General features: G+C 55.7%; 17 protein-coding genes. 11 read left to right on the top strand and 6 right to left on the bottom strand.

Annotated features, from left to right (window positions below; translation table 11 throughout):
- The first annotated feature begins 3 nt into the window (after positions 1-3).
- Entirely contained in the window at positions 4-3,606 is a 3,603-nt protein-coding gene (gene uca, locus V6942_RS02285; protein WP_333500772.1) for an urea carboxylase, read from the top strand.
- A 143-nt stretch (positions 3,607-3,749) separates the two neighbouring features.
- Here uca and puuP read toward each other — a convergent pair whose 3' ends face one another.
- The 3 genes from puuP to puuA form a co-directional block, all read right to left on the bottom strand.
- A complete protein-coding gene (puuP, locus tag V6942_RS02280; RefSeq protein ID WP_182967085.1) occupies positions 3,750-5,141 on the bottom strand; it encodes a putrescine/proton symporter PuuP in 1,392 nt (463 codons plus the stop codon).
- Positions 5,131-5,298, bottom strand: a complete 168-nt coding sequence (locus V6942_RS23385; RefSeq protein WP_420107831.1) for a hypothetical protein — start codon at positions 5,296-5,298, stop codon at positions 5,131-5,133. Before V6942_RS23385 ends, puuP begins: the two co-directional genes overlap by 11 nt.
- 154 nt (positions 5,299-5,452) lie before the next feature.
- Entirely contained in the window at positions 5,453-6,871 is a 1,419-nt protein-coding gene (gene puuA / locus V6942_RS02275) for a glutamate-putrescine ligase (RefSeq protein ID WP_106925827.1), read from the bottom strand.
- Positions 6,872-7,082: 211 nt separating this feature from the next.
- On the opposite strand from puuA, the gene puuD reads away from it, so the two are divergent.
- From puuD to puuE, 5 genes are all read left to right on the top strand, one after another.
- A complete protein-coding gene (gene puuD, locus V6942_RS02270) occupies positions 7,083-7,847 on the top strand; it encodes a gamma-glutamyl-gamma-aminobutyrate hydrolase (protein WP_106925829.1) in 765 nt (254 codons plus the stop codon).
- A gap of 26 nt (positions 7,848-7,873) precedes the next feature.
- Positions 7,874-8,431, top strand: a complete 558-nt coding sequence (puuR, locus tag V6942_RS02265; protein WP_106925831.1) for an HTH-type transcriptional regulator PuuR — start codon at positions 7,874-7,876, stop codon at positions 8,429-8,431.
- A gap of 223 nt (positions 8,432-8,654) precedes the next feature.
- Positions 8,655-10,142, top strand: a complete 1,488-nt coding sequence (gene puuC, locus V6942_RS02260; protein ID WP_182930069.1) for an aldehyde dehydrogenase PuuC — start codon at positions 8,655-8,657, stop codon at positions 10,140-10,142.
- A gap of 2 nt (positions 10,143-10,144) precedes the next feature.
- Complete coding sequence (gene puuB / locus V6942_RS02255; RefSeq protein WP_333500771.1) at positions 10,145-11,425, top strand: gamma-glutamylputrescine oxidase; 1,281 nt, start codon at positions 10,145-10,147, stop codon at positions 11,423-11,425.
- A 40-nt stretch (positions 11,426-11,465) separates the two neighbouring features.
- Complete coding sequence (puuE, locus tag V6942_RS02250; protein WP_333500770.1) at positions 11,466-12,731, top strand: 4-aminobutyrate transaminase; 1,266 nt, start codon at positions 11,466-11,468, stop codon at positions 12,729-12,731.
- 328 nt (positions 12,732-13,059) lie between these two features.
- Here puuE and V6942_RS02245 read toward each other — a convergent pair whose 3' ends face one another.
- A complete protein-coding gene (locus V6942_RS02245) occupies positions 13,060-13,542 on the bottom strand; it encodes a hypothetical protein (protein ID WP_333500769.1) in 483 nt (160 codons plus the stop codon).
- Between the two features lie 210 nt (positions 13,543-13,752).
- Complete coding sequence (locus tag V6942_RS02240; RefSeq protein ID WP_106925841.1) at positions 13,753-14,505, bottom strand: DeoR/GlpR family DNA-binding transcription regulator; 753 nt, start codon at positions 14,503-14,505, stop codon at positions 13,753-13,755.
- Positions 14,506-15,218: 713 nt separating this feature from the next.
- On the opposite strand from V6942_RS02240, the gene V6942_RS02235 reads away from it, so the two are divergent.
- The 4 genes from V6942_RS02235 (at position 15,219) to V6942_RS02220 (ending at position 17,201) form a co-directional block, all read left to right on the top strand.
- The gene (locus V6942_RS02235) at positions 15,219-15,914 is read left to right on the top strand and encodes a porin (protein WP_106925845.1); all 696 of its coding nucleotides are present in this window, start codon (positions 15,219-15,221) and stop codon (positions 15,912-15,914) included.
- 168 nt (positions 15,915-16,082) lie between these two features.
- Positions 16,083-16,616, top strand: coding sequence for a hypothetical protein (locus V6942_RS02230; RefSeq protein WP_146145707.1), 534 nt, complete (start codon positions 16,083-16,085; stop codon positions 16,614-16,616).
- Between the two features lie 67 nt (positions 16,617-16,683).
- Complete coding sequence (yjdI, locus tag V6942_RS02225) at positions 16,684-16,917, top strand: 4Fe-4S mono-cluster protein YjdI (protein WP_182930071.1); 234 nt, start codon at positions 16,684-16,686, stop codon at positions 16,915-16,917.
- Positions 16,918-16,928: 11 nt separating this feature from the next.
- Positions 16,929-17,201, top strand: coding sequence for a GNAT family N-acetyltransferase (locus tag V6942_RS02220; RefSeq protein WP_106925851.1), 273 nt, complete (start codon positions 16,929-16,931; stop codon positions 17,199-17,201).
- A 37-nt stretch (positions 17,202-17,238) separates the two neighbouring features.
- On the opposite strand, the gene V6942_RS02215 is transcribed toward V6942_RS02220, so the two are convergent.
- A complete protein-coding gene (locus tag V6942_RS02215; protein WP_106925853.1) occupies positions 17,239-17,850 on the bottom strand; it encodes a LysE family translocator in 612 nt (203 codons plus the stop codon).
- Positions 17,851-17,989: 139 nt separating this feature from the next.
- On the opposite strand from V6942_RS02215, the gene V6942_RS02210 reads away from it, so the two are divergent.
- Entirely contained in the window at positions 17,990-18,454 is a 465-nt protein-coding gene (locus tag V6942_RS02210) for an Lrp/AsnC family transcriptional regulator (protein ID WP_106925855.1), read from the top strand.
- Positions 18,455-18,498: the final 44 nt, after the last annotated feature.

Here is an 18,498-nt window from a genome sequence, read left to right as displayed (position 1 = left end):
CCTATGTTAACGAAACTCCTGATTGCGAATCGCGGGGCGATTGCCTGCCGCATTATGCGCACGCTGCGTGCTATGGACATTGGCAGCGTGGCTGTTTATTCCGACGCTGATATCAGCAGCCTGCATATTCGTGAAGCCGACGAGGCGATAAGCCTGGGCGATGGCCCGGCCGCCAACACCTATCTGGTCAGTGACAAGATCATCGCGGCGGCGAAGGCCAACGGCGCACAGGCGATTCATCCGGGCTATGGTTTTCTCTCGGAAAACGCCGACTTTGCCGACGCCTGTGAACAGGCCGGTATCGCCTTTGTCGGCCCCACGGCGGAACAGTTGCGCCTGTTTGGCCTTAAGCATACCGCCCGGGCGCTGGCAAAAGCGCACGGCGTGCCGATGCTCGAAGGCACCGAACTGCTGGCGGATGTCACCGACGCGCTTCAGGCCGCCGAACGCGTAGGCTACCCCGTGATGCTCAAAAGCACGGCGGGCGGTGGCGGCATTGGGATGCGCGTCTGCTATAGCGCTGCTGAGCTCAGCGAGGCCTTCGACGCGGTGGTGCGGCTGGGGAAAAATAACTTCAGCAACGCGGGCGTGTTTATTGAGAAATACATCGAACGCGCGCGCCACCTGGAAGTACAGCTCTTTGGCGACGGCAACGGTGAGGTTATTGCCCTGGGCGTGCGCGACTGCTCGGTACAGCGCCGTAACCAGAAAGTACTGGAAGAGACGCCCGCGCCCAACCTGCCCGCAGGCATGGCGCAAGCGTTATGCGAGGCGGCAATCAAGCTGGGTAAAGCGGTAAACTACCGTAGCGCTGGTACCGTGGAATTTGTCTACGACAGCGATGCCGCCCGCTTCTACTTCCTCGAGGTGAACACGCGGCTACAGGTCGAGCACGGGGTGACGGAGCAGGTGTGGGGCGTCGATCTGGTGCGCTGGATGATTGCCCTTGCCGCCGGTGAATTACCGCCGCTGGGCGAGCTGCGTGACCGCCTTGAGCCTCAGGGGCATGCGATTCAGGCGCGTGTTTACGCTGAAGATCCGGGCCGTCAGTTCCAGCCATCGCCCGGTCTGCTCACCGAAGTGGTGTTCCCAACCGACGACCGCGTGACGCTGCGCATCGACAGCTGGGTGGAATCTGGCTGCGAGGTGCCGCCGTTTTTTGACCCGATGCTGGCGAAAATTATCGCCTGGCAGCCGACGCGTGAAGCGGCAATCCACGCGCTGCATACCGCGCTGGGCGAAACCCGTCTGTACGGCGTGGAGACTAACCGCAGCTATTTGCAGCAAATTTTGACCTTTACGCCGTTTGCCTGCGGCGAGCCGTGGACCCGTTGCCTGGAAGGGCTGAATTATCAGGCCGCTACGCTGGAAGTGTTGAGCGCCGGTACGCAAACCACGGTACAGGATTACCCCGGCCGCGTAGGCTACTGGGCGGTGGGCGTGCCGCCGTCCGGGCCGATGGACAGCAGGGCGCTGCGTCTTGGCAACCGCCTGCTGGGAAATGCCGCCGACGCGGCCGCGCTGGAAATTACCCTCAGCGGCCCAACGCTAAAATTTAACTGTGATGCGCAGGTGGTGGTGACCGGCGCGGCGATTGCGTTGACGCTGGACGGCGTCCCGCAGGCCAACAACCGCACCTTCCTCGTGCGCGCCGGTATGACGCTGCGGATGGGCGATATCCAGGGTGGTGGCGTGCGCAGTTATCTGTGCCTGCGCGGCGGTTTTCAGGTGCCGGATTATCTCGGCAGCAAAAGTACCTTTACGCTGGGTCAGTTTGGCGGCCACGGCGGGCGGGCGTTGCGCACCGGCGACGTGCTGCATCTGGCGCCGCTCACCGCACCGTGTCCGGACGCGGTGCTGCCGCCATCGCTTGGCACCGCGCTGGCCCCAGTGCGCGAACTGCGGGTGATTTATGGCCCGCACGCGGCGCCGGAGTATTTTACGCTGCGCTATATGGCGACCTTCTTTGCGACCGACTGGGAAGTCCACTTCAACTCCAGCCGTACCGGCGTGCGTTTGATTGGCCCGAAACCCGAATGGGTTCGCGATAGCGGCGGTGAGGCGGGGCTGCATCCTTCAAATATTCATGACAACCCGTACGCCATCGGGGCGATTGATTTTACCGGCGATATGCCGGTGATCCTCGGGCCAGACGGGCCGAGCCTGGGCGGCTTTGTCTGCCCGGCGACGATTATTGAGGCCGATCTGCACGCCATGGGGCAGCTTAAAGCCGGTGACAAAGTGCGCTTTGTGCCGGTTGATATCGCCACCGCCCGGCGGCTGGCGCAGGCCCAGGAGCGGGAAATCGCCAGCCTGACCTCACAGATTACCTCCTGGCAGCCTGCGGGCCTGCCATCGCCGGTGGTGCTGGACTGCGGCGAGCGCGATAAACGGCTGGTGGCGCGGCTCTCCGGTGATACCCATTTGCTGCTGGAGATTGGCGATCCGGAACTGGATCTGGTACTGCGCTTTCGCGCGCATGCGCTGATGCAGGCGTTGGAGGCGCGGGCGTTAACGGGGGTTATCGATCTGACGCCGGGTATCCGTTCGCTACAGATTCACTATCAGCCGGAGGCGCTGAGCCTGGCGACGTTGCTGGATGCGGTGGCCGGGCTATGGCAGTCGGTCTGTGAACAGGGCTCTCTGGAGGTGCCGTCGCGCGTTGTCTGGCTGCCGCTATCATGGGACGATCCGGCGTGTCAGAAAGCTATCGACAAGTACATGACCACGGTGCGCCGTGATGCGCCGTGGTGCCCGAGCAATCTGGAGTTTATTCGCCGTATCAACGATCTGGCTAACGTCGATGCGGTGTATAAAACGGTATTCGATGCCAGCTACCTGGTGATGGGGCTGGGGGATGTTTACCTCGGCGCGCCGGTGGCCACCCCGCTCGATCCGCGCCATCGGCTGGTCACTACCAAGTACAATCCGGCACGAACCTGGACGGCGGAAAACTCGGTCGGTATCGGCGGGGCGTATCTTTGCGTCTACGGCATGGAGGGCCCGGGCGGCTATCAGTTCGTTGGTCGCACGCTACAAATGTGGAATCGCTATCATGCGGTGGACGATTTCGGCGGTAAGCCGTGGCTGCTGCGCTTCTTCGACCAGATCCGTTTCTACCCGGTTTCTGCCGACGAACTGCTGACGATTCGTCGTGATTTTCCCTTAGGTCGTTATCCGCTGCGTATTGAACATACCACCCTGAAACTCGCGGAGTATCAGAAATTCCTCGCGACGGAAGCGGCGGGCATTGAGGCGTTCCGTCATCATCAACAAGGCGCATTCGACGCAGAGCGCGAGCGCTGGATTGCCAACGGCCAGGCACATTTTGACAGCAGCGATGCGCGGGAGGCGGAAGGTGAGGATGCGCCGCTTAAGCCGGGGCAGGAGGGGATTGAAAGCCCGATCTCCGGTAACCTCTGGCAGGTCAACGTCGACGTGGGCAGCACCGTTCGTGAAGGCGATGTGCTGGTCATTCTGGAGTCGATGAAAATGGAAATCCCGCTGCTGGCCTCGCAGGACGGGGTGGTCAGCCAGGTCCGCGTACAGCCGGGATCATCGGTACGCGCGGGGCAGTGTGTGGTGGTGCTGGATAAAACGGCATAGCCCTGAATACAGCGGCGCAGTGATGCTGCGCCGCTCAGATAGCGGAGTGCCGGATGGCGTCGCAAGCGACTTATCCGGCCTACAAAGAATGTCGATCTCAATCCCCGTAGGCCCGATAAGCGTAGCGCCATCGGGCATTTCGGTTAGCTTTCCCCAACAGTGCTTATCCGCTGCTCGCCGTCATACAGTGGTACTTTGCGATAGCGTCGGATCAGATACCAAAGATACATTCCCCCCAGCATTGCCCAGACCAAACCCAGCGTTAACGATGTGACTTCCAGGTTGATCCACAGTACGCCGACCGTCAACGCGCCAATAAGCGGCATCAGCAGGTAATGGAAGTGATCTTTCCAGCTTTTGTTGTAGCCTTTGCGTCGCCAGAAATGGTTGAACACCGACAGGTTGACGAAGGTAAACGCCACCAGCGCGCCGAAGTTAATCAACGCTGTGGCGGTGACTAAGTCGAAGAACAGCGCCGACAGCGCCACAACCCCGACCATGATCACGTTCAGCGCTGGCGTCCGCCATTTCGGATGCACGTAGCCAAACACGCGTTCCGGAAAGACGTTGTCACGGCCCATCACGTACAGCAAACGCGAAACGCTGGCGTGCGACGCCAGGCCTGAAGCCAGCGTGTTAACGAAGGTGGTGCACAGGAAGATGGACTGGAACAGCTTGCCGCCCACGTACAGGGCAATCTCCGGCAGCGCGGCGTCAGGGTCTTTAAAGCGGCTGATATCCGGGAAGAAAAGCTGCATAAAGAACGACGCGGCAATGAAGATTAACCCACCGTACACCGCGGTCAGGAAGATGGCTTTGGGGATCACGCGCGCGGCGTCCGGCGTCTCTTCTGAAAGCGTGGTCACCGCATCAAAGCCGAGGAACGAGAAGCAGACTATCGTCGCCCCGGTAATGATAGGGATCAGGTGAGCATTTTCACTGACAAACGGCTGTAGTGACCATACGGTCCCCACGCCTTCGCCTTTGTGCAGCCCCTGCACAACCAGTACGATAAAGACCACCATAATGGCTATCTGTACCAGCACGAACAGGGTATTGAAGTTCGCCACCAGGTTAACGCTTTTCAGGTTCGCGGCGGTCAGGATTGCCACGAACGTGACCACCCACACCCATGGCGGCACGCCGGGAAAGAGGGCCGAAAGATAAATCTTCGCCAGCAGGACGTTAATCATCGGCAGGAACAGGTAATCCAGCAGCGATGACCAGCCGACCATAAAGCCCACGTGGGGGCTAATTGATTTTTGCGCGTAGGTATAGGCAGAGCCTGCCTCGGGAAACTGACGCACCAGTTTGCCGTAGCTGATGGCGGTAAACAGCACCCCGGCCAGCGCTAACAGGTAGGACGCCGGCACGTGGCCATTACTGATGCCGGACACAATACCGAAGGTATCGAACACGGTCATCGGCGTGAGATAGGCCAGGCCCATCATCACCACTTGCCACAGCTTCAGCGATTTACGCAGACGGGTTTTTCCCGGCTGCATAGGGATATTCAGCGAAGTGTTAGTTGCCATGCGCGTTACCTCCACTGCGTAACGGGGTTTGCGGTCGCGTCGACCTGAAATCAAACCTGTTTAGCAGGGGAAGTAATGGCGTCGGTGGGGATAACATGCAGTCGGTGAGGGCGGTTTCATGTTCGCAACCTCCCTCCCCCTGTGGGGACGTAAACATCGGCATCATCTCATTTCCTCGTCACAGTCTTAATCGTTAACGGAAGCCCGTTGCCGCCTGCGTTCCATAACGCGACATACGGGAAATGTCTGGATTACCAGAAGATTCAGGCCAGGTTCCACTCAGGCCGGTATTACCGCCCCGTGAAGGGGCGTCATGCGTTTTTCAACATCCACTCAATTTCTGTTTCGGTGATGAGCCGCTCAAATTGCAGCAGTTCATCGTTCTTACAGGCGTGGTAAACGTGGCAAAAACGTTCGCCCAGATAGTGACGCAGCGGGGCGTTTTGCATAAATTCCCACAGCGCATCGCTCTGGCGGATGGGGAAAGGCAGCCCTTCCTGCTCCAGCCCGTTACCTTCCACTTCTTCCTGCAACGGCAGATCGTTATCGAGGCCGTGCAAAATACCGGCAAAAATGGTCGCCATCACCAGATATGGGTTGGCGTCGGCCCCCGCCACGCGATACTCCACGCGATGGTTATGGCGATCGCCGCACGGAATGCGCAGCGCAACCGTGCGGTTGTTGTGGCCCCATGATGCCTGGGTCGGCACGTACATGCCCGGCTGGAAGCGACGATACGAGTTCACGTTCGGTGCCAGCAGCGCCATGGAAGACGGCATCAGGTCGATCATGCCCGCCAGCGCCTTTTTCAGCAGCGCAGAATCTTCGCCATCGGCATCGGCCAGCACGTTTTCACCGCGGTTATTCATCAGGCTGATATGGATGTGCATACCGCTGCCCGCGTGCTCTTCATAAGGCTTGGCCATAAAAGTGGCGTGCATCTTATGCTTTTCCGCCATCAGGCGCACCAGGCGTTTCAGGGCGAGCGCATCATCGCAGGCGTCGAGCACGTTATCGGTGTGATAAAGGTTGATTTCAAACTGGCCCGGAGAGGCTTCGGCGACCGCGCCATCGGCGGGGATCAGCTGCAGCTGTGCCAGTTCATCGATGTCGTTGAGTACGTCGGCAAAGTGGTTGAGGTTATCGACGGAGTAGACCTGGCTCTGGGTGTTGCGGTCATCGGTTCCCGGCGCGCACGGTGGCTGCAGATAACCTTCGGCGTCGCGTTGACGGTCGAGTAAATAGAACTCCAGCTCTACCGCTACTACCGGGAACAGTCCGCGCTGGCGTAGCTGCTGCCACAGGCGGTTGAGTACGTTCCGCGGCTCAACGTCAAAGGGAGCGCCATCTTCATCGACCATGGTCAGTAACATCTGCCCAACGTATTCAGGATCTGCCGCCGAAGGCGTTAAGGTCCCCAGCACCGGCACGCAGGTGCGGTCAGGCTCACCCATCTCCTGTCCGAGCCCCGCTTCTTCAACCACGTTGCCCAGAATATCCATGGCAAACACGGACGCCGGGAAATAGCAGCCTTTTTCGAGTTTTTTCAGGCTGGAGACCGGCACGCGCTTACCGCGGAAACAGCCGTTCAGATCGGTCAGTAAGACATCGACGGACTGCGTGTTGGGATAGCGTTCAAGGTAGCGTTTTACTTCCTGCGCAAACGCGCTGCCCCGCCTCTCTTCTGACTGCTGAACATAGCTCTCTACTTCAACGATATTAGTTTCCATGATTCTTCGCCTTTGGTTTTGTTGCCCACCCGCGTTCAGGTGTAAAATATAATGACCATTACTCGAATTTGTATGCAAACGAAATGTTTGTCAAATGTTAAATTAAGTTTGCAAATACGAAATCTCACTGCTAGATTGAAAAAATATTGAACATAAAGGTCAATTTAACGGCAGTAATGGCTATAATTTAGTCCACTTTGTGAGGGCGATCATGGAAAATATAATGTACAAGCCGGTTATCGGTATCGTGATGTGCAGGAACAGGCTTAAGGGTCATGAGACCCAAACCCTGCAAGAAAAGTACCTGAATGCCATTATTCGTGCGGGCGGGTTGCCCATTGCGCTGCCGCATGCGCTGGCAGAGCCTGAATACCTGAACGCACTCCTTCCCAGACTGGACGGTATCTACCTGCCAGGAAGCCCCAGCAATGTGCAGCCGCACCTTTATGGTGAAAACGGCGATGAGCCTGACGCCGATCCCGGGCGAGATCTTCTGAGCATGGCGTTAATCAACGCAGCGCTCGAAAGGCGCATCCCCATTTTCGCCATTTGCCGTGGACTCCAGGAAATGGTGGTGGCGACCGGTGGGTCGTTGCATCGCAAGCTGTGTGAACAGCCGGAGCTGCTGGAGCACCGGGAAGATCCGGAGCTGCCCATTGAGCAGCAATACGCGCCGTCGCATGAAGTTCAGGTGGTGGCGGGCGGGTTGTTATCCCGCCTGTTACCGGATTGCAGTAGCTTTTGGGTCAATTCATTGCACGGTCAGGGAGCTAAAGTGGTCAGCCCTCGGCTGCGTGTTGAGGCGCGTGCGCCGGATGGGCTGGTGGAAGCGGTCAGCGTGAATGACCATCCTTTCGCGCTGGGCGTACAGTGGCACCCGGAATGGAACAGTAGCGAGTACGCGCTTTCGCGTATATTGTTTGAGGGCTTTATCACCGCTTGTCAGAACCATATCGCGGAAAAACCGCGACTCTGACCCCTACACTTAAGGAAATGCATATTATGAGTGATGACGGACTGGCGCCAGGAAAACGTTTGTCGGAAATCCGCCAGAAGCAGGGACTTTCACAACGTCGTGCCGCCGAACTCTCTGGACTGACGCACAGTGCTATCAGCACGATTGAGCAAGATAAAGTCAGCCCTGCTATCAGTACGCTGCAAAAGCTGCTGAAAGTTTATGGTCTGTCACTCTCGGAATTCTTTTCCGAGCCGGAAAAACCTGATGAGCCGCAGGTCGTTATTAATCAGGATGACCTGATTGAAATGGGCAGTCAGGGGGTGTCGATGAAGCTGGTTCATAACGGTAACCCTAATCGCACGCTGGCAATGATTTTTGAAACGTATCAACCGGGCACCACCACCGGGGAAAGAATAAAGCATCAGGGTGAGGAAATAGGCACTGTACTGGAAGGTGAAGTGGTTCTGACGATTAACGGTCAGACATATCACCTGGTCGCTGGGCAGAGCTATGCCATTAATACCGGCATACCGCACAGCTTCAGTAATACATCGGCAGGAATTTGCCGGATTATCAGCGCCCATACCCCCACCACGTTTTAATCTCCCCTGGCCGCTCTGGCTGATGCAATGGCTGTTCTATCGCCGTCATAACGGATTATTTTTCGCCGCCGGGATGTATTTCCCGGCGGGGTAAAAAAGTACACGTAATTAAAAAGAACGTCATAAGCGCAAATACGGGTTATTGACCCGGGGCGCTTTGCGGCCTGCTGTTGCCCGGCGTTCACCCATCAAGCGTATTTGAATACGAAAATCAGGAGTCAAAATGAATTTCCATCATCTGGCTTACTGGCAGGATAAAGCGTTAAGTCTCGCCATTGAAAACCGGTTATTTATTAACGGCGAATATTGTGCTGCCGCCGACAATACGACCTTTGAAACCCTTGACCCGCTTACCCAGGCTCCGCTGGCAAACATTGCCCGTGGTCAACACGCCGACGTGGATCGCGCGGTACAAGGCGCTCGCGATGCATTTGAACGCGGCGACTGGTCGCAGGCGGCGCCGGCGAAACGTAAGGCGGTGCTGAACAAACTCGCCGACTTAATAGAAGCCCATGCGGAAGAGCTGGCGCTGCTGGAAACGCTGGATACCGGAAAGCCGATTCGTCATAGCCTGCGCGATGATATTCCCGGCGCGGCGCGCGCGATTCGCTGGTACGCCGAGGCGCTGGATAAAGTGTATGGCGAAGTCGCCACCACGAGCAGTAATGAGCTGGCGATGATTGTGCGCGAGCCGGTTGGCGTGATTGCTGCTATTGTCCCGTGGAACTTCCCGCTGCTGCTGACCTGCTGGAAATTAGGCCCCGCGCTGGCAGCGGGCAACAGCGTCATCCTGAAACCGTCGGAAAAATCCCCGCTGACGGCACTGCGTCTGGCCGGGCTGGCAAAAGAGGCGGGCATTCCTGACGGCGTGCTGAACGTGGTAAGCGGCTTCGGGCATGAAGCCGGGCAGGCGCTGTCCTTGCATGCGGATATCGATGCGATCGCCTTTACCGGCTCCACCCGCACCGGCAAACAGCTGCTGAAAGATGCCGGCGACAGCAATATGAAACGCGTCTGGCTGGAAGCGGGCGGTAAAAGCGCCAATATCGTCTTCGCCGACTGCCCTGATTTACAGCAGGCCGTCAACGCCACGGCGGGCGGTATTTTCTACAACCAGGGGCAGGTGTGTATTGCCGGTACGCGCTTGCTGCTTGAAGACAGCATTGCCGATGCGTTTTTAGACCTTTTACAAGCGCAGGCGCGCAACTGGCAGCCTGGCCATCCTCTCGACCCGGCCACCACCATGGGGACACTGATCGATTGCGCCCATGCTGACACCGTGCACACCTTTATTCGTGAAGGCGAGCGCAAGGGACAACTGCTGGTGGACGGTCGTCAGACGCCGTGGCCTGCGGCAATCGGCCCGACCATTTTCGTTGACGTTGACCCTACAGATTCCCTCAGCCGGGAAGAAATTTTTGGCCCGGTGCTGGTGGTCACTCGCTTTAAAACCGAAGCGCAGGCGCTTGCGCTGGCCAACGATAGCCAATACGGACTGGGCGCGGCGGTATGGACGCGCGACCTGTCCCGCGCTCACCGCATGAGCCGCCGCCTGAAGGCCGGCTCGGTCTTCGTGAACAACTATAACGATGGCGATATGACGGTGCCGTTCGGCGGCTACAAGCAGAGCGGTAATGGTCGCGATAAATCGCTGCACGCCCTTGAAAAATTCACTGAACTTAAAACCATTTGGATCAGCCTGGAGGCTTAATCATGACCGAACATACCACCAGTTATTACGCCGCCAGCGCCAATAAATATGCGCCATTCCCGACCCTTGATGAGTCCATTCATTGCGACGTCTGCGTGGTGGGCGGCGGCTATACCGGCCTGTCGTCGGCGCTGCATCTGGCCGAAGCGGGGTACGACGTGGTTGTGCTGGAGGCCGCGCGGATTGGCTTCGGCGCCAGCGGGCGTAACGGCGGGCAGCTGGTTAACTCCTACAGTCGCGATATTGATGTTATCGAAAAAAGCTACGGTATGGACACGGCGAGAATGCTCGGCAGCATGATGTTTGAAGGCGGTGAGATTATCCGTGAACGCATTCAGCGTTATCAGATCGACTGCGACTACCGTCCGGGCGGGCTGTTTGTGGCGATGAATCACAAGCAGCTGGCGACGCTGGAAGAGCAAAAAGAGAACTGGGAGCACTACGGTAATACGCAGCTGGAGCTGCTGGATGAAAAGGCGATCCGCCGTGAAGTGGATAGCGAGCGCTACACCGGCGCGCTGCTGGATCACAGCGGCGGGCATATTCATCCGCTGAATCTTGCCATCGGGGAAGCCGACGCTATTCGCCTGAACGGCGGCCGCGTTTATGAACTGTCGGCAGTCACCGGCATTCAGCACACCTCGCCGGCGGTGGTCACGACCGCCAAAGGACAGGTGACGGCGAAGTTCGTGATCGTCGCGGGTAACGCGTATCTGGGTGACAAAGTGGAACCTGAGCTAGCCAAACGCAGCATGCCGTGCGGCACTCAGGTGATTACCACCGAGCCGCTGTCCGATGAGCTGGCGCGTTCGTTGCTGCCGAATAACTATTGCGTCGAAGACTGTAACTATCTGCTTGATTACTACCGCCTGACTGCCGACAACCGTCTGCTTTACGGCGGCGGGGTGGTTTACGGGGCGCGCGATCCTGATGACGTTGAGCGACTGGTGGTCCCGAAACTGTTGAAAACCTTCCCGCAGTTGAAAGGGGTCAAAATCGACTATCGCTGGACCGGTAACTTCCTGCTGACGCTTTCGCGCATGCCGCAGTTCGGTCGACTGGATAAAAACATTTATTACATGCAGGGCTACAGCGGCCATGGTGTGACCTGTACCCACCTGGCCGGACGGCTGATTTCGGAACTGCTGCGCGGGGACGCGGAGCGTTTTGATGCGTTCGCCAATCTGCCGCACTACCCGTTCCCGGGTGGGCGGACGCTGCGCGTACCGTTTACCGCGATGGGCGCGGCCTATTACAGCCTGCGCGATCGTCTGGGCGTGTGATTAATTCGATTAACGATGAATAACCAAAAGGTCTGAAAACATGAGCAATAACGAACTTCATCAACGTCGTCTTTCTGCCACGCCGCGCGGCGTTGGCGTGATGTGCAACTTCTTCGCGCAGTCGGCGGAAAACGCGACGCTCACCGACGTCGAAGGTAAAGAGTACATCGATTTCGCCGCCGGTATCGCGGTGCTGAACACCGGACATCGCCATCCGGATCTGGTCGCGGCGGTTGAAAAGCAGCTCCAGCAGTTTACCCATACGGCCTACCAGATCGTGCCTTATGAAAGCTATGTCAGCCTGGCCGAAAAGCTCAATACGCTGGCACCGGTGAGCGGCCCGGCAAAAACGGCCTTTTTCACCACCGGCGCCGAAGCGGTAGAGAACGCGGTAAAAATCGCCCGCGCCTATACGGGCCGTCCCGGCGTGATTGCGTTTAGCGGCGGTTTCCACGGACGCACCTATATGACCATGGCGCTGACCGGTAAAGTGGCCCCTTACAAGCTGGGCTTTGGCCCGTTCCCGGGGTCGGTCTATCATGCACCGTATCCTTCTGAACTGCAGGGCATCACCGTTGAAGATTCGCTGAAAGCCATCGAACGTCTGTTTAAAGCGGATATCGACGCTAAACAAGTCGCGGCGATTATTTTTGAGCCGGTACAGGGGGAAGGTGGCTTTAACGTCGCGCCGAAAGAGCTGGTCAGCGCGATTCGTCGTCTGTGCGATGAGCACGGGATCGTGATGATCGCCGATGAAGTGCAGAGTGGTTTTGCCCGTACCGGGAAACTGTTTGCCATGGATCATTATGCCGATAAACCTGATTTGATGACCATGGCCAAGAGCCTGGCGGGCGGTATGCCGCTGTCCGGCGTAGTGGGCAATGCGAAAATCATGGATGCGCCAGCGCCGGGCGGGTTGGGCGGCACTTACGCAGGTAACCCGCTGGCGGTCGCTGCCGCACACGCGGTGCTGGATATCATTGAGAAAGAGTCGCTCTGCGATCGCGCGCGTCGGCTGGGTGAACGGCTGACCCAGGCGCTGGTTACGGCAAAAGAAAGTAACCCGAGCATTGCCGCGGTGCGTGGCCAGGGGTCGATGGTGGCGGCAGAGTTTGTCGACCCTAAAAGCGGCGAGCCTTCCGCCGCGCTGGCGCAAAAAGTCCAGCAGCGTGCGCTGGAAAAAGGCTTACTGCTGCTGACCTGCGGGACTTATGGCAACGTCATTCGTTTCCTTTATCCGCTGACCATTACGGAAAAACAATTTACCGCCGCGCTGGCTATTTTGCAGGGCACGTTGGCTGAGTAATGTTCGTGTTTTGATAGGGATGTTTGTCCGTCGACAGCGGCCCGGCACTTTAAGCCGGGCCGCTGTTTTTCGAAAGGTATTTACCTGCCTTCAGGGATGGCGCTTTTCGACACGAAAAGCGCATCAGCGCGATGACGTCACCGGCAGCAATGGCGGTGTCGTCTCGGTGTTTGTGGGGAAAAATACCCTCGTGGCTAGCGCCGGGAATATCGCCATGGCCGATGGTGGCGCTAATGTTGTGAATGTCCTGGTTAGCTAAAGTGAAAATAGGCGAGAACAGCGGCAGTAACCACTATCGCCAAACGAAACAGCCCTTCACGATGCCGGGTTAGCCATTTCCGCTCATAGCGAAAGGGGTGACCCATTTTAGAAACTCGGCGTTGAGGTCATCTAACGTCTCTTTGGGCTCGTTTAGCTGACGACCAACAATGTATTGGCGTCGGAGTAAATCGACCCGGCAGTGAGCAATGAGTTCTTGTTCAGTTGTCAGCTCCGATTGATCAATAAATTCGAAGGCATCAAGCACCACCTGGTGTCTTGCTTGCAAATCTTTGTGGGTCACAAATGCATCACAGGTGATCAGGTCACCTTGAGAGGTGAACGTCTGAAGGTCGATGCCATGTTGCGCCTGTAAATTGTCGATGAGCTGTTGCCTGATGACCCGATTAAACGGCCTGATATAACCCCACGTTGGATCACTATCTTGACCAAATGACTCATAACGGTAGAACTCGCCCTCCATAGACTTTCCTGATTGTTCGAAGCGAACATAACCATCCGGCTTAGTCTGGTAATAATGGGATACGGACATAAGCTTCCTTAAAACAATCAATGCGTAAGTTCTTATGCATTCATTGAACTATGCGAGAGGTTATTTATCAATGGCCTCATGGCTAGCATATATAGGGATAGTTTTGTCACCGGCCTGCCAGAGTGGCAAAGGTGGCGTCGATCATAACGCCGCTCGCCAGCGCAGAGGCCATTCTAAGGATAAGCCTGGAGAGGACGTGGTTAGCCCTGGTTAGTTAATAAGCGCGACGTTGCTGCGAACCAGCGCCTCGGACAGCGATGCGTCCAGCTCCCCGTCGACGATAAGCGTGCTGGCCAGACTAAGTTCGCCAATGGCGAAGGCGGAGGCGGCGTTGATTTTTTCGTGGGAGGCCATCACGACCGTCTCTGAAGCCCTCTCACTAAGCAGTCGTTTTACGCTCGCTTCTTCGAAACTGCCGGTGGTAAAGCCCGCGCGGTGGTGCACGCCCGTCACGCCCATAAAGAACAGATCGGCGTTGATTCTACTGGCGGCTTCAGCCATTGCCGCTCCGGTGGTAACCACCGAGTGTTTAAACAGCGTACCACCGAGCAGAATGACCTCTACTTCCGGGTAGTCAACCAATCCAACGGCGATATGTGGGCTATGGGTCACAACGGTGAGAGGCAGCGCCTTTGGCAGCAGTGCGATCATCTCTGAGGTGGTGGTGCCACCGTCGATAATGACGACTTGCCCTGGGTTGATTAACGCGACGGCCTTCCGGGCAATGGTTTTCTTCGCGTTTATTTGCACATTTTTTCTTGTTTCGAACGGCGCGATCGCGGCGGAAACCGGCAGTGCGCCGCCGTGGACGCGCTGGAGTAACCCGGCGGCGGCAAGTTCACGTAAATCCCGGCGAATGGAATCTTCAGAAACATTAAAGTGCTGGCTAAGCCCGGTCGACTGCACCTGTTTATCTCGTGCCAGTATGGCCAGGATCTGCTGTTTTCGTTGGCTGGCTAACATGTCTTTTGCCTGTTTATCGTTGAATTTGCACGATTATGCATAATGGTGCGCCTGCTGTCATCTCTCACCCACGGCATTCACATTGTGAGTCAGCTGGCACGCAAGAAAGCGCGTCGCGTTCGCTCTCGCGACAGAGAGAACGAACGGGAGAGGGGTTTAAGCGCAGCGATAACCAGCCTGGTCTGAAAGAGCGGGAAGCTGATTATCTGATGATGACATTCTCCAGCATGCAGGCCTCGGCGTGAGATGATAAGGAATAACCGAATAAACATGGCAGAGATGGAAAAAGTGAGAATGAGAGAAGCTGAGAAATGTGATCCAGAAAAGTTCAATCGATGCCGTTAGATATCGCCTGAAAGTGTGTCAAATGCTGCAATGTTATTTGGTTAATTCTTAATATTTATATTGTTGGGAAGGTGAATTATTGATAATAAAAAAATAACGCATGAAATTATTGTAATTTAAGCCATTGAAAATAAATGAATAAATATCTTATCTAAAGTTATGTAAGCTCAATGTAAATTAATCTTTGGTGTGATCTGTGGCGGTGTTTTTTGTTCGTCAATCCCTATTTTCTTGACACCTGTCACGTCCTATCATTTCGTACAGTTATGAAATAAATCTTTACGATCTCGATCACTAAAATATCTTTCGCAAAAAAATAAAATGCAATTCCATAAAAATGAAACACAATTCCAATTGAGGGTTATTGCATGTTTAAAAAATCTCTGGTCCTGATGGCATTATGTGGTGCATCCTTCGCAGCCTCTGCGGTAACGGTCGATTTGCGTCATGAGTTTATTGATGGTGGCAAAACAGATAAAACTAACGCCGACCGTGTTTCGGTTTCTCATCGTTTCGCAAATGGCTTTGGCTTCTCGGTAGAAGCAAAATGGAAATCGGGTGGTGATAATACTAATCAGCCGTTTGCCGACTTTGTCGGTAATGGTCATGAAGAGTCTATTAGCTATCAATACAAATTTAATAAAAACTTCTCTATTCAGCCGGGCTTTAATATTGAAAGTAACGACAGCCGTTCTATTTATAAGCCAAACCTGCGAGTGCAATACAGCTTTGATAACGGCTTCTATGTAGCGGCACGCTACCGTTATGACTATACCCGCTACCCGTCAAATGCGAATAAAGACGACGATAAGGTAAACCGTGGTGACGCATGGGCTGGCTATGTGTTTGGCGACTGGCGTACCGAGCTGAACTACGTATATGCACGTAGCTCTGAAGGCAATGCGCGTAACAACAACAAGCCGTACTCCCAGGAATACAACGTGAAAGTGGCGTACAAAATTGACAAAAACTGGGCGCCATACGGTGAAGTGGGCAACGTGGGCGTTAACGACCGTAGCGACCGCCAGACCCGCTTCCGCGTAGGCGTCGCTTACTCCTTCTAACGCTTACCAGCATCAGTGAAACCCCCGGCGAAGCATGCCGGGGTTCTCTTTTTCCTCGCCGCAAAACGTCCACCGCGTATCGCGTGAACAAATTAATTAATGTTACTACGCCGTTGTGTCGCTCTTACCCCACGTCTTTCGTATTCACATCATCGAAGAGGTTTGTGTATGGACAACGCTATTGCCGTAGTATTACTGCTCATCGTGAGTTTTTTAGTTTTAGGAGGTGGATGGTTTCTTATCATGCGCACCGAACTGAAAATTGAAAAAAAGATGCGAGATGAGTTCGAACTAAAAAGAGAAGAGGAAAAGCAGCAGAAGATGCTGCAAAAATATGAGGAGCTGCTGGCAATGGAAATCGAATGGCATACTCAGCGGCTGGCAAGCATTCATTTTTTTCTCGCCAAAATAAAGAAAAAACAGGATGCAGAATACCGTAGTACCCACCCCAGCATTAACGGTGATAACACCCAGCTGCATTCCAGAATCAAGGCACTGATCTTTATCTACTTCCCTCATTTACAGGATGATTACGCCAAGCTCTGCAAACTGGCAGACTGCACGGTCTATTTTGACTATGTCTACGGACGATCTAACGACAGCGCGCGGGTGATCCGCGAGCTCTCGGACAAAATGCAGAAGTTTGCCGCCCTGTCGACCGAGTTCCAGAACCGCATCCGCAATGAAGTGACGGTGAAATGAGTGGCGATCCCCATTGCCTCAGGTCTATGCTTAGCCTCGAACCATATAAATAAATAGAGGCAATGTCATGGATAAGGAACTACTGGATGCGGGGTATCGCGTCTATACCGGGGAAAAAATCGATGTCTATTTCAATACTGGCATTTGTCAGCATTCCGGTAACTGTGTCAGGGGCAGCAGCAAACTGTTTAACCTGAAGCGTAAACCGTGGATTATCCCGGACGAAGTGGATGTGGCTACGGTGGTGCGGGTGATTGATACCTGCCCAAGCGGGGCGCTGAAATACCGTCATCATGACTAAACGAGGGTGCGATGGAAATACTGGAAGGGCATAACAAGTTTTATGTGAACGATGCGCAAGGTAATCAGGTCGCCGAAATCGTCTTTGTACCAACGGGCGAGCATCTGAGCATTATTGAGCATACCGACGTTGATCCTAGCCTTAAAGGGCAGGGCGTTGGCAAACAGCTGGTGGCAAAAGTGGTGGCGAAAATGCGCCAGGAGCAGCGTAAAGTGATTCCGCTGTGCCCGTTTGCGAAACATGAATTTGATAACACTCGCGAATACGACGATATTCGCGCCTGAACCCCTGCGCCAGCCCGGCTGGCGCAGCTCTCACCCATTAGCGCAGCTGCTCAACGAGCAGAATTGCCGCGATAATCACCATTAATCCCCCGGAGAGCCGGCTGACGACCCGCGCCGCCTGCGGGCGGCTGGCCAACAGCGCGCGCGAACCGTAGCCCACCAGTAAATAGATGAGTGTACAGGTGATCAGGTGCATCAGCCCCAGCGCCGACATCTGCAGCGCCACCGGCCATTGGCCGTGAGGGTCGGTAAACTGCGGCAGCAGCGCAAGGAACAGCAGAAAAACCTTTGGATTCAGGCCGCTGATACACAGTCCCTTCAGCGCCCACTGATTCCAGCCGCCGCTTAGCTGGCGGGCGGTGGATATCGTTGCCGGGCGACGCAGTAGCGCGATGCCGAGCCACAGCAGATAGGCTGCCCCCAGCAGGGTTATTGCCGTTAACGCCATCGGGTGCCCGGCAATCAGTACGCCCACGCCGGCCACCACCACGAGGGTCGCCAGAAGATGCCCTGAGATAAGCCCCGCGACGGCCGGTACGATGCGCTGTCCGTGAATACCCGCGCTGATGGTGTAGGCCCAGTCGGCCCCCGGCGTCACGATCAGCAGAAACGACACCAGCCAGAAGCCGGCGACAAAGCTCATTGCCATGGTGGACATCCTTTATGATTTGTCATTGCGTTATTCTTCGAATCACTTGAGTCGTGGTCGAGAAAGAATAACGGTATTGCCGCGCAATGAGCTTTCAATGTTATGCTTGAAATGGATGGTAAGAGAGAGAATCTTCTAAATGGACAGTATCGATCGAAAAATTCTTGCTGAGCTCCAGGCCGATGGTCGTTTATCGATTACCGAACTCGCCGAACGGGTGAATCTGAGCCTGTCGCCGTGCCATCGGCGCCTGCGTGCGCTGGAGCAGGAAGGGGTGATTACCGGCTATCGCGCCAATCTCGATCCGGGCAAGATGGGCTTTAATTTTGTCGCGCTGGTGTTTGCCACGCTGAGAGAGGGCGATCGTAACGCGGTGAGCGCCTTTGAAGAAGCGGTCGAAGATATCCCACAGATTGTGCTGGCGCAGCGTTTATTTGGCGACCCGGACTATTTAATGCAGGTCGTGACGCGCGACCTCTCTTCGTTCCAGCAGCTCTACGATCAGAAGCTCTCGGCGATGCCGGGAGTACAGCACCTGCGTTCGACGCTGGTGATGAAAACCGTGGTGCAGGACCGGCCGTTTCCGCTGGAAACGCTGAAATAGTTTCGTGCGCAAAGTGCTTGGCTGAAACGATTCGTGTGCTAATA

The organism is Kluyvera genomosp. 2, assembly GCF_036759865.1.
Classification (GTDB): domain Bacteria; phylum Pseudomonadota; class Gammaproteobacteria; order Enterobacterales; family Enterobacteriaceae; genus Kluyvera; species Kluyvera ascorbata_B.
This window is presented reverse-complemented; position numbering and strand designations above follow the sequence as displayed.

Excerpts from the sequence above, each read along its gene's own strand:
- uca (WP_333500772.1), top strand. The coding sequence starts at position 4 with ATGTTAACGAAACTCCTGATTGCGAATCGCGGGGCGATTGCCTGCCGC.
- puuP (WP_182967085.1), bottom strand. The coding sequence starts at position 5,141 with ATGGCAACTAACACTTCGCTGAATATCCCTATGCAGCCGGGAAAAACC.
- V6942_RS23385 (WP_420107831.1), bottom strand. The coding sequence starts at position 5,298 with ATGTTTACGTCCCCACAGGGGGAGGGAGGTTGCGAACATGAAACCGCC.
- puuA (WP_106925827.1), bottom strand. The coding sequence starts at position 6,871 with ATGGAAACTAATATCGTTGAAGTAGAGAGCTATGTTCAGCAGTCAGAA.
- puuD (WP_106925829.1), top strand. The coding sequence starts at position 7,083 with ATGGAAAATATAATGTACAAGCCGGTTATCGGTATCGTGATGTGCAGG.
- puuR (WP_106925831.1), top strand. The coding sequence starts at position 7,874 with ATGAGTGATGACGGACTGGCGCCAGGAAAACGTTTGTCGGAAATCCGC.
- puuC (WP_182930069.1), top strand. The coding sequence starts at position 8,655 with ATGAATTTCCATCATCTGGCTTACTGGCAGGATAAAGCGTTAAGTCTC.
- puuB (WP_333500771.1), top strand. The coding sequence starts at position 10,145 with ATGACCGAACATACCACCAGTTATTACGCCGCCAGCGCCAATAAATAT.
- puuE (WP_333500770.1), top strand. The coding sequence starts at position 11,466 with ATGAGCAATAACGAACTTCATCAACGTCGTCTTTCTGCCACGCCGCGC.
- V6942_RS02245 (WP_333500769.1), bottom strand. The coding sequence starts at position 13,542 with ATGTCCGTATCCCATTATTACCAGACTAAGCCGGATGGTTATGTTCGC.
- V6942_RS02240 (WP_106925841.1), bottom strand. The coding sequence starts at position 14,505 with ATGTTAGCCAGCCAACGAAAACAGCAGATCCTGGCCATACTGGCACGA.
- V6942_RS02235 (WP_106925845.1), top strand. The coding sequence starts at position 15,219 with ATGTTTAAAAAATCTCTGGTCCTGATGGCATTATGTGGTGCATCCTTC.
- V6942_RS02230 (WP_146145707.1), top strand. The coding sequence starts at position 16,083 with ATGGACAACGCTATTGCCGTAGTATTACTGCTCATCGTGAGTTTTTTA.
- yjdI (WP_182930071.1), top strand. The coding sequence starts at position 16,684 with ATGGATAAGGAACTACTGGATGCGGGGTATCGCGTCTATACCGGGGAA.
- V6942_RS02220 (WP_106925851.1), top strand. The coding sequence starts at position 16,929 with ATGGAAATACTGGAAGGGCATAACAAGTTTTATGTGAACGATGCGCAA.
- V6942_RS02215 (WP_106925853.1), bottom strand. The coding sequence starts at position 17,850 with ATGGCAATGAGCTTTGTCGCCGGCTTCTGGCTGGTGTCGTTTCTGCTG.
- V6942_RS02210 (WP_106925855.1), top strand. The coding sequence starts at position 17,990 with ATGGACAGTATCGATCGAAAAATTCTTGCTGAGCTCCAGGCCGATGGT.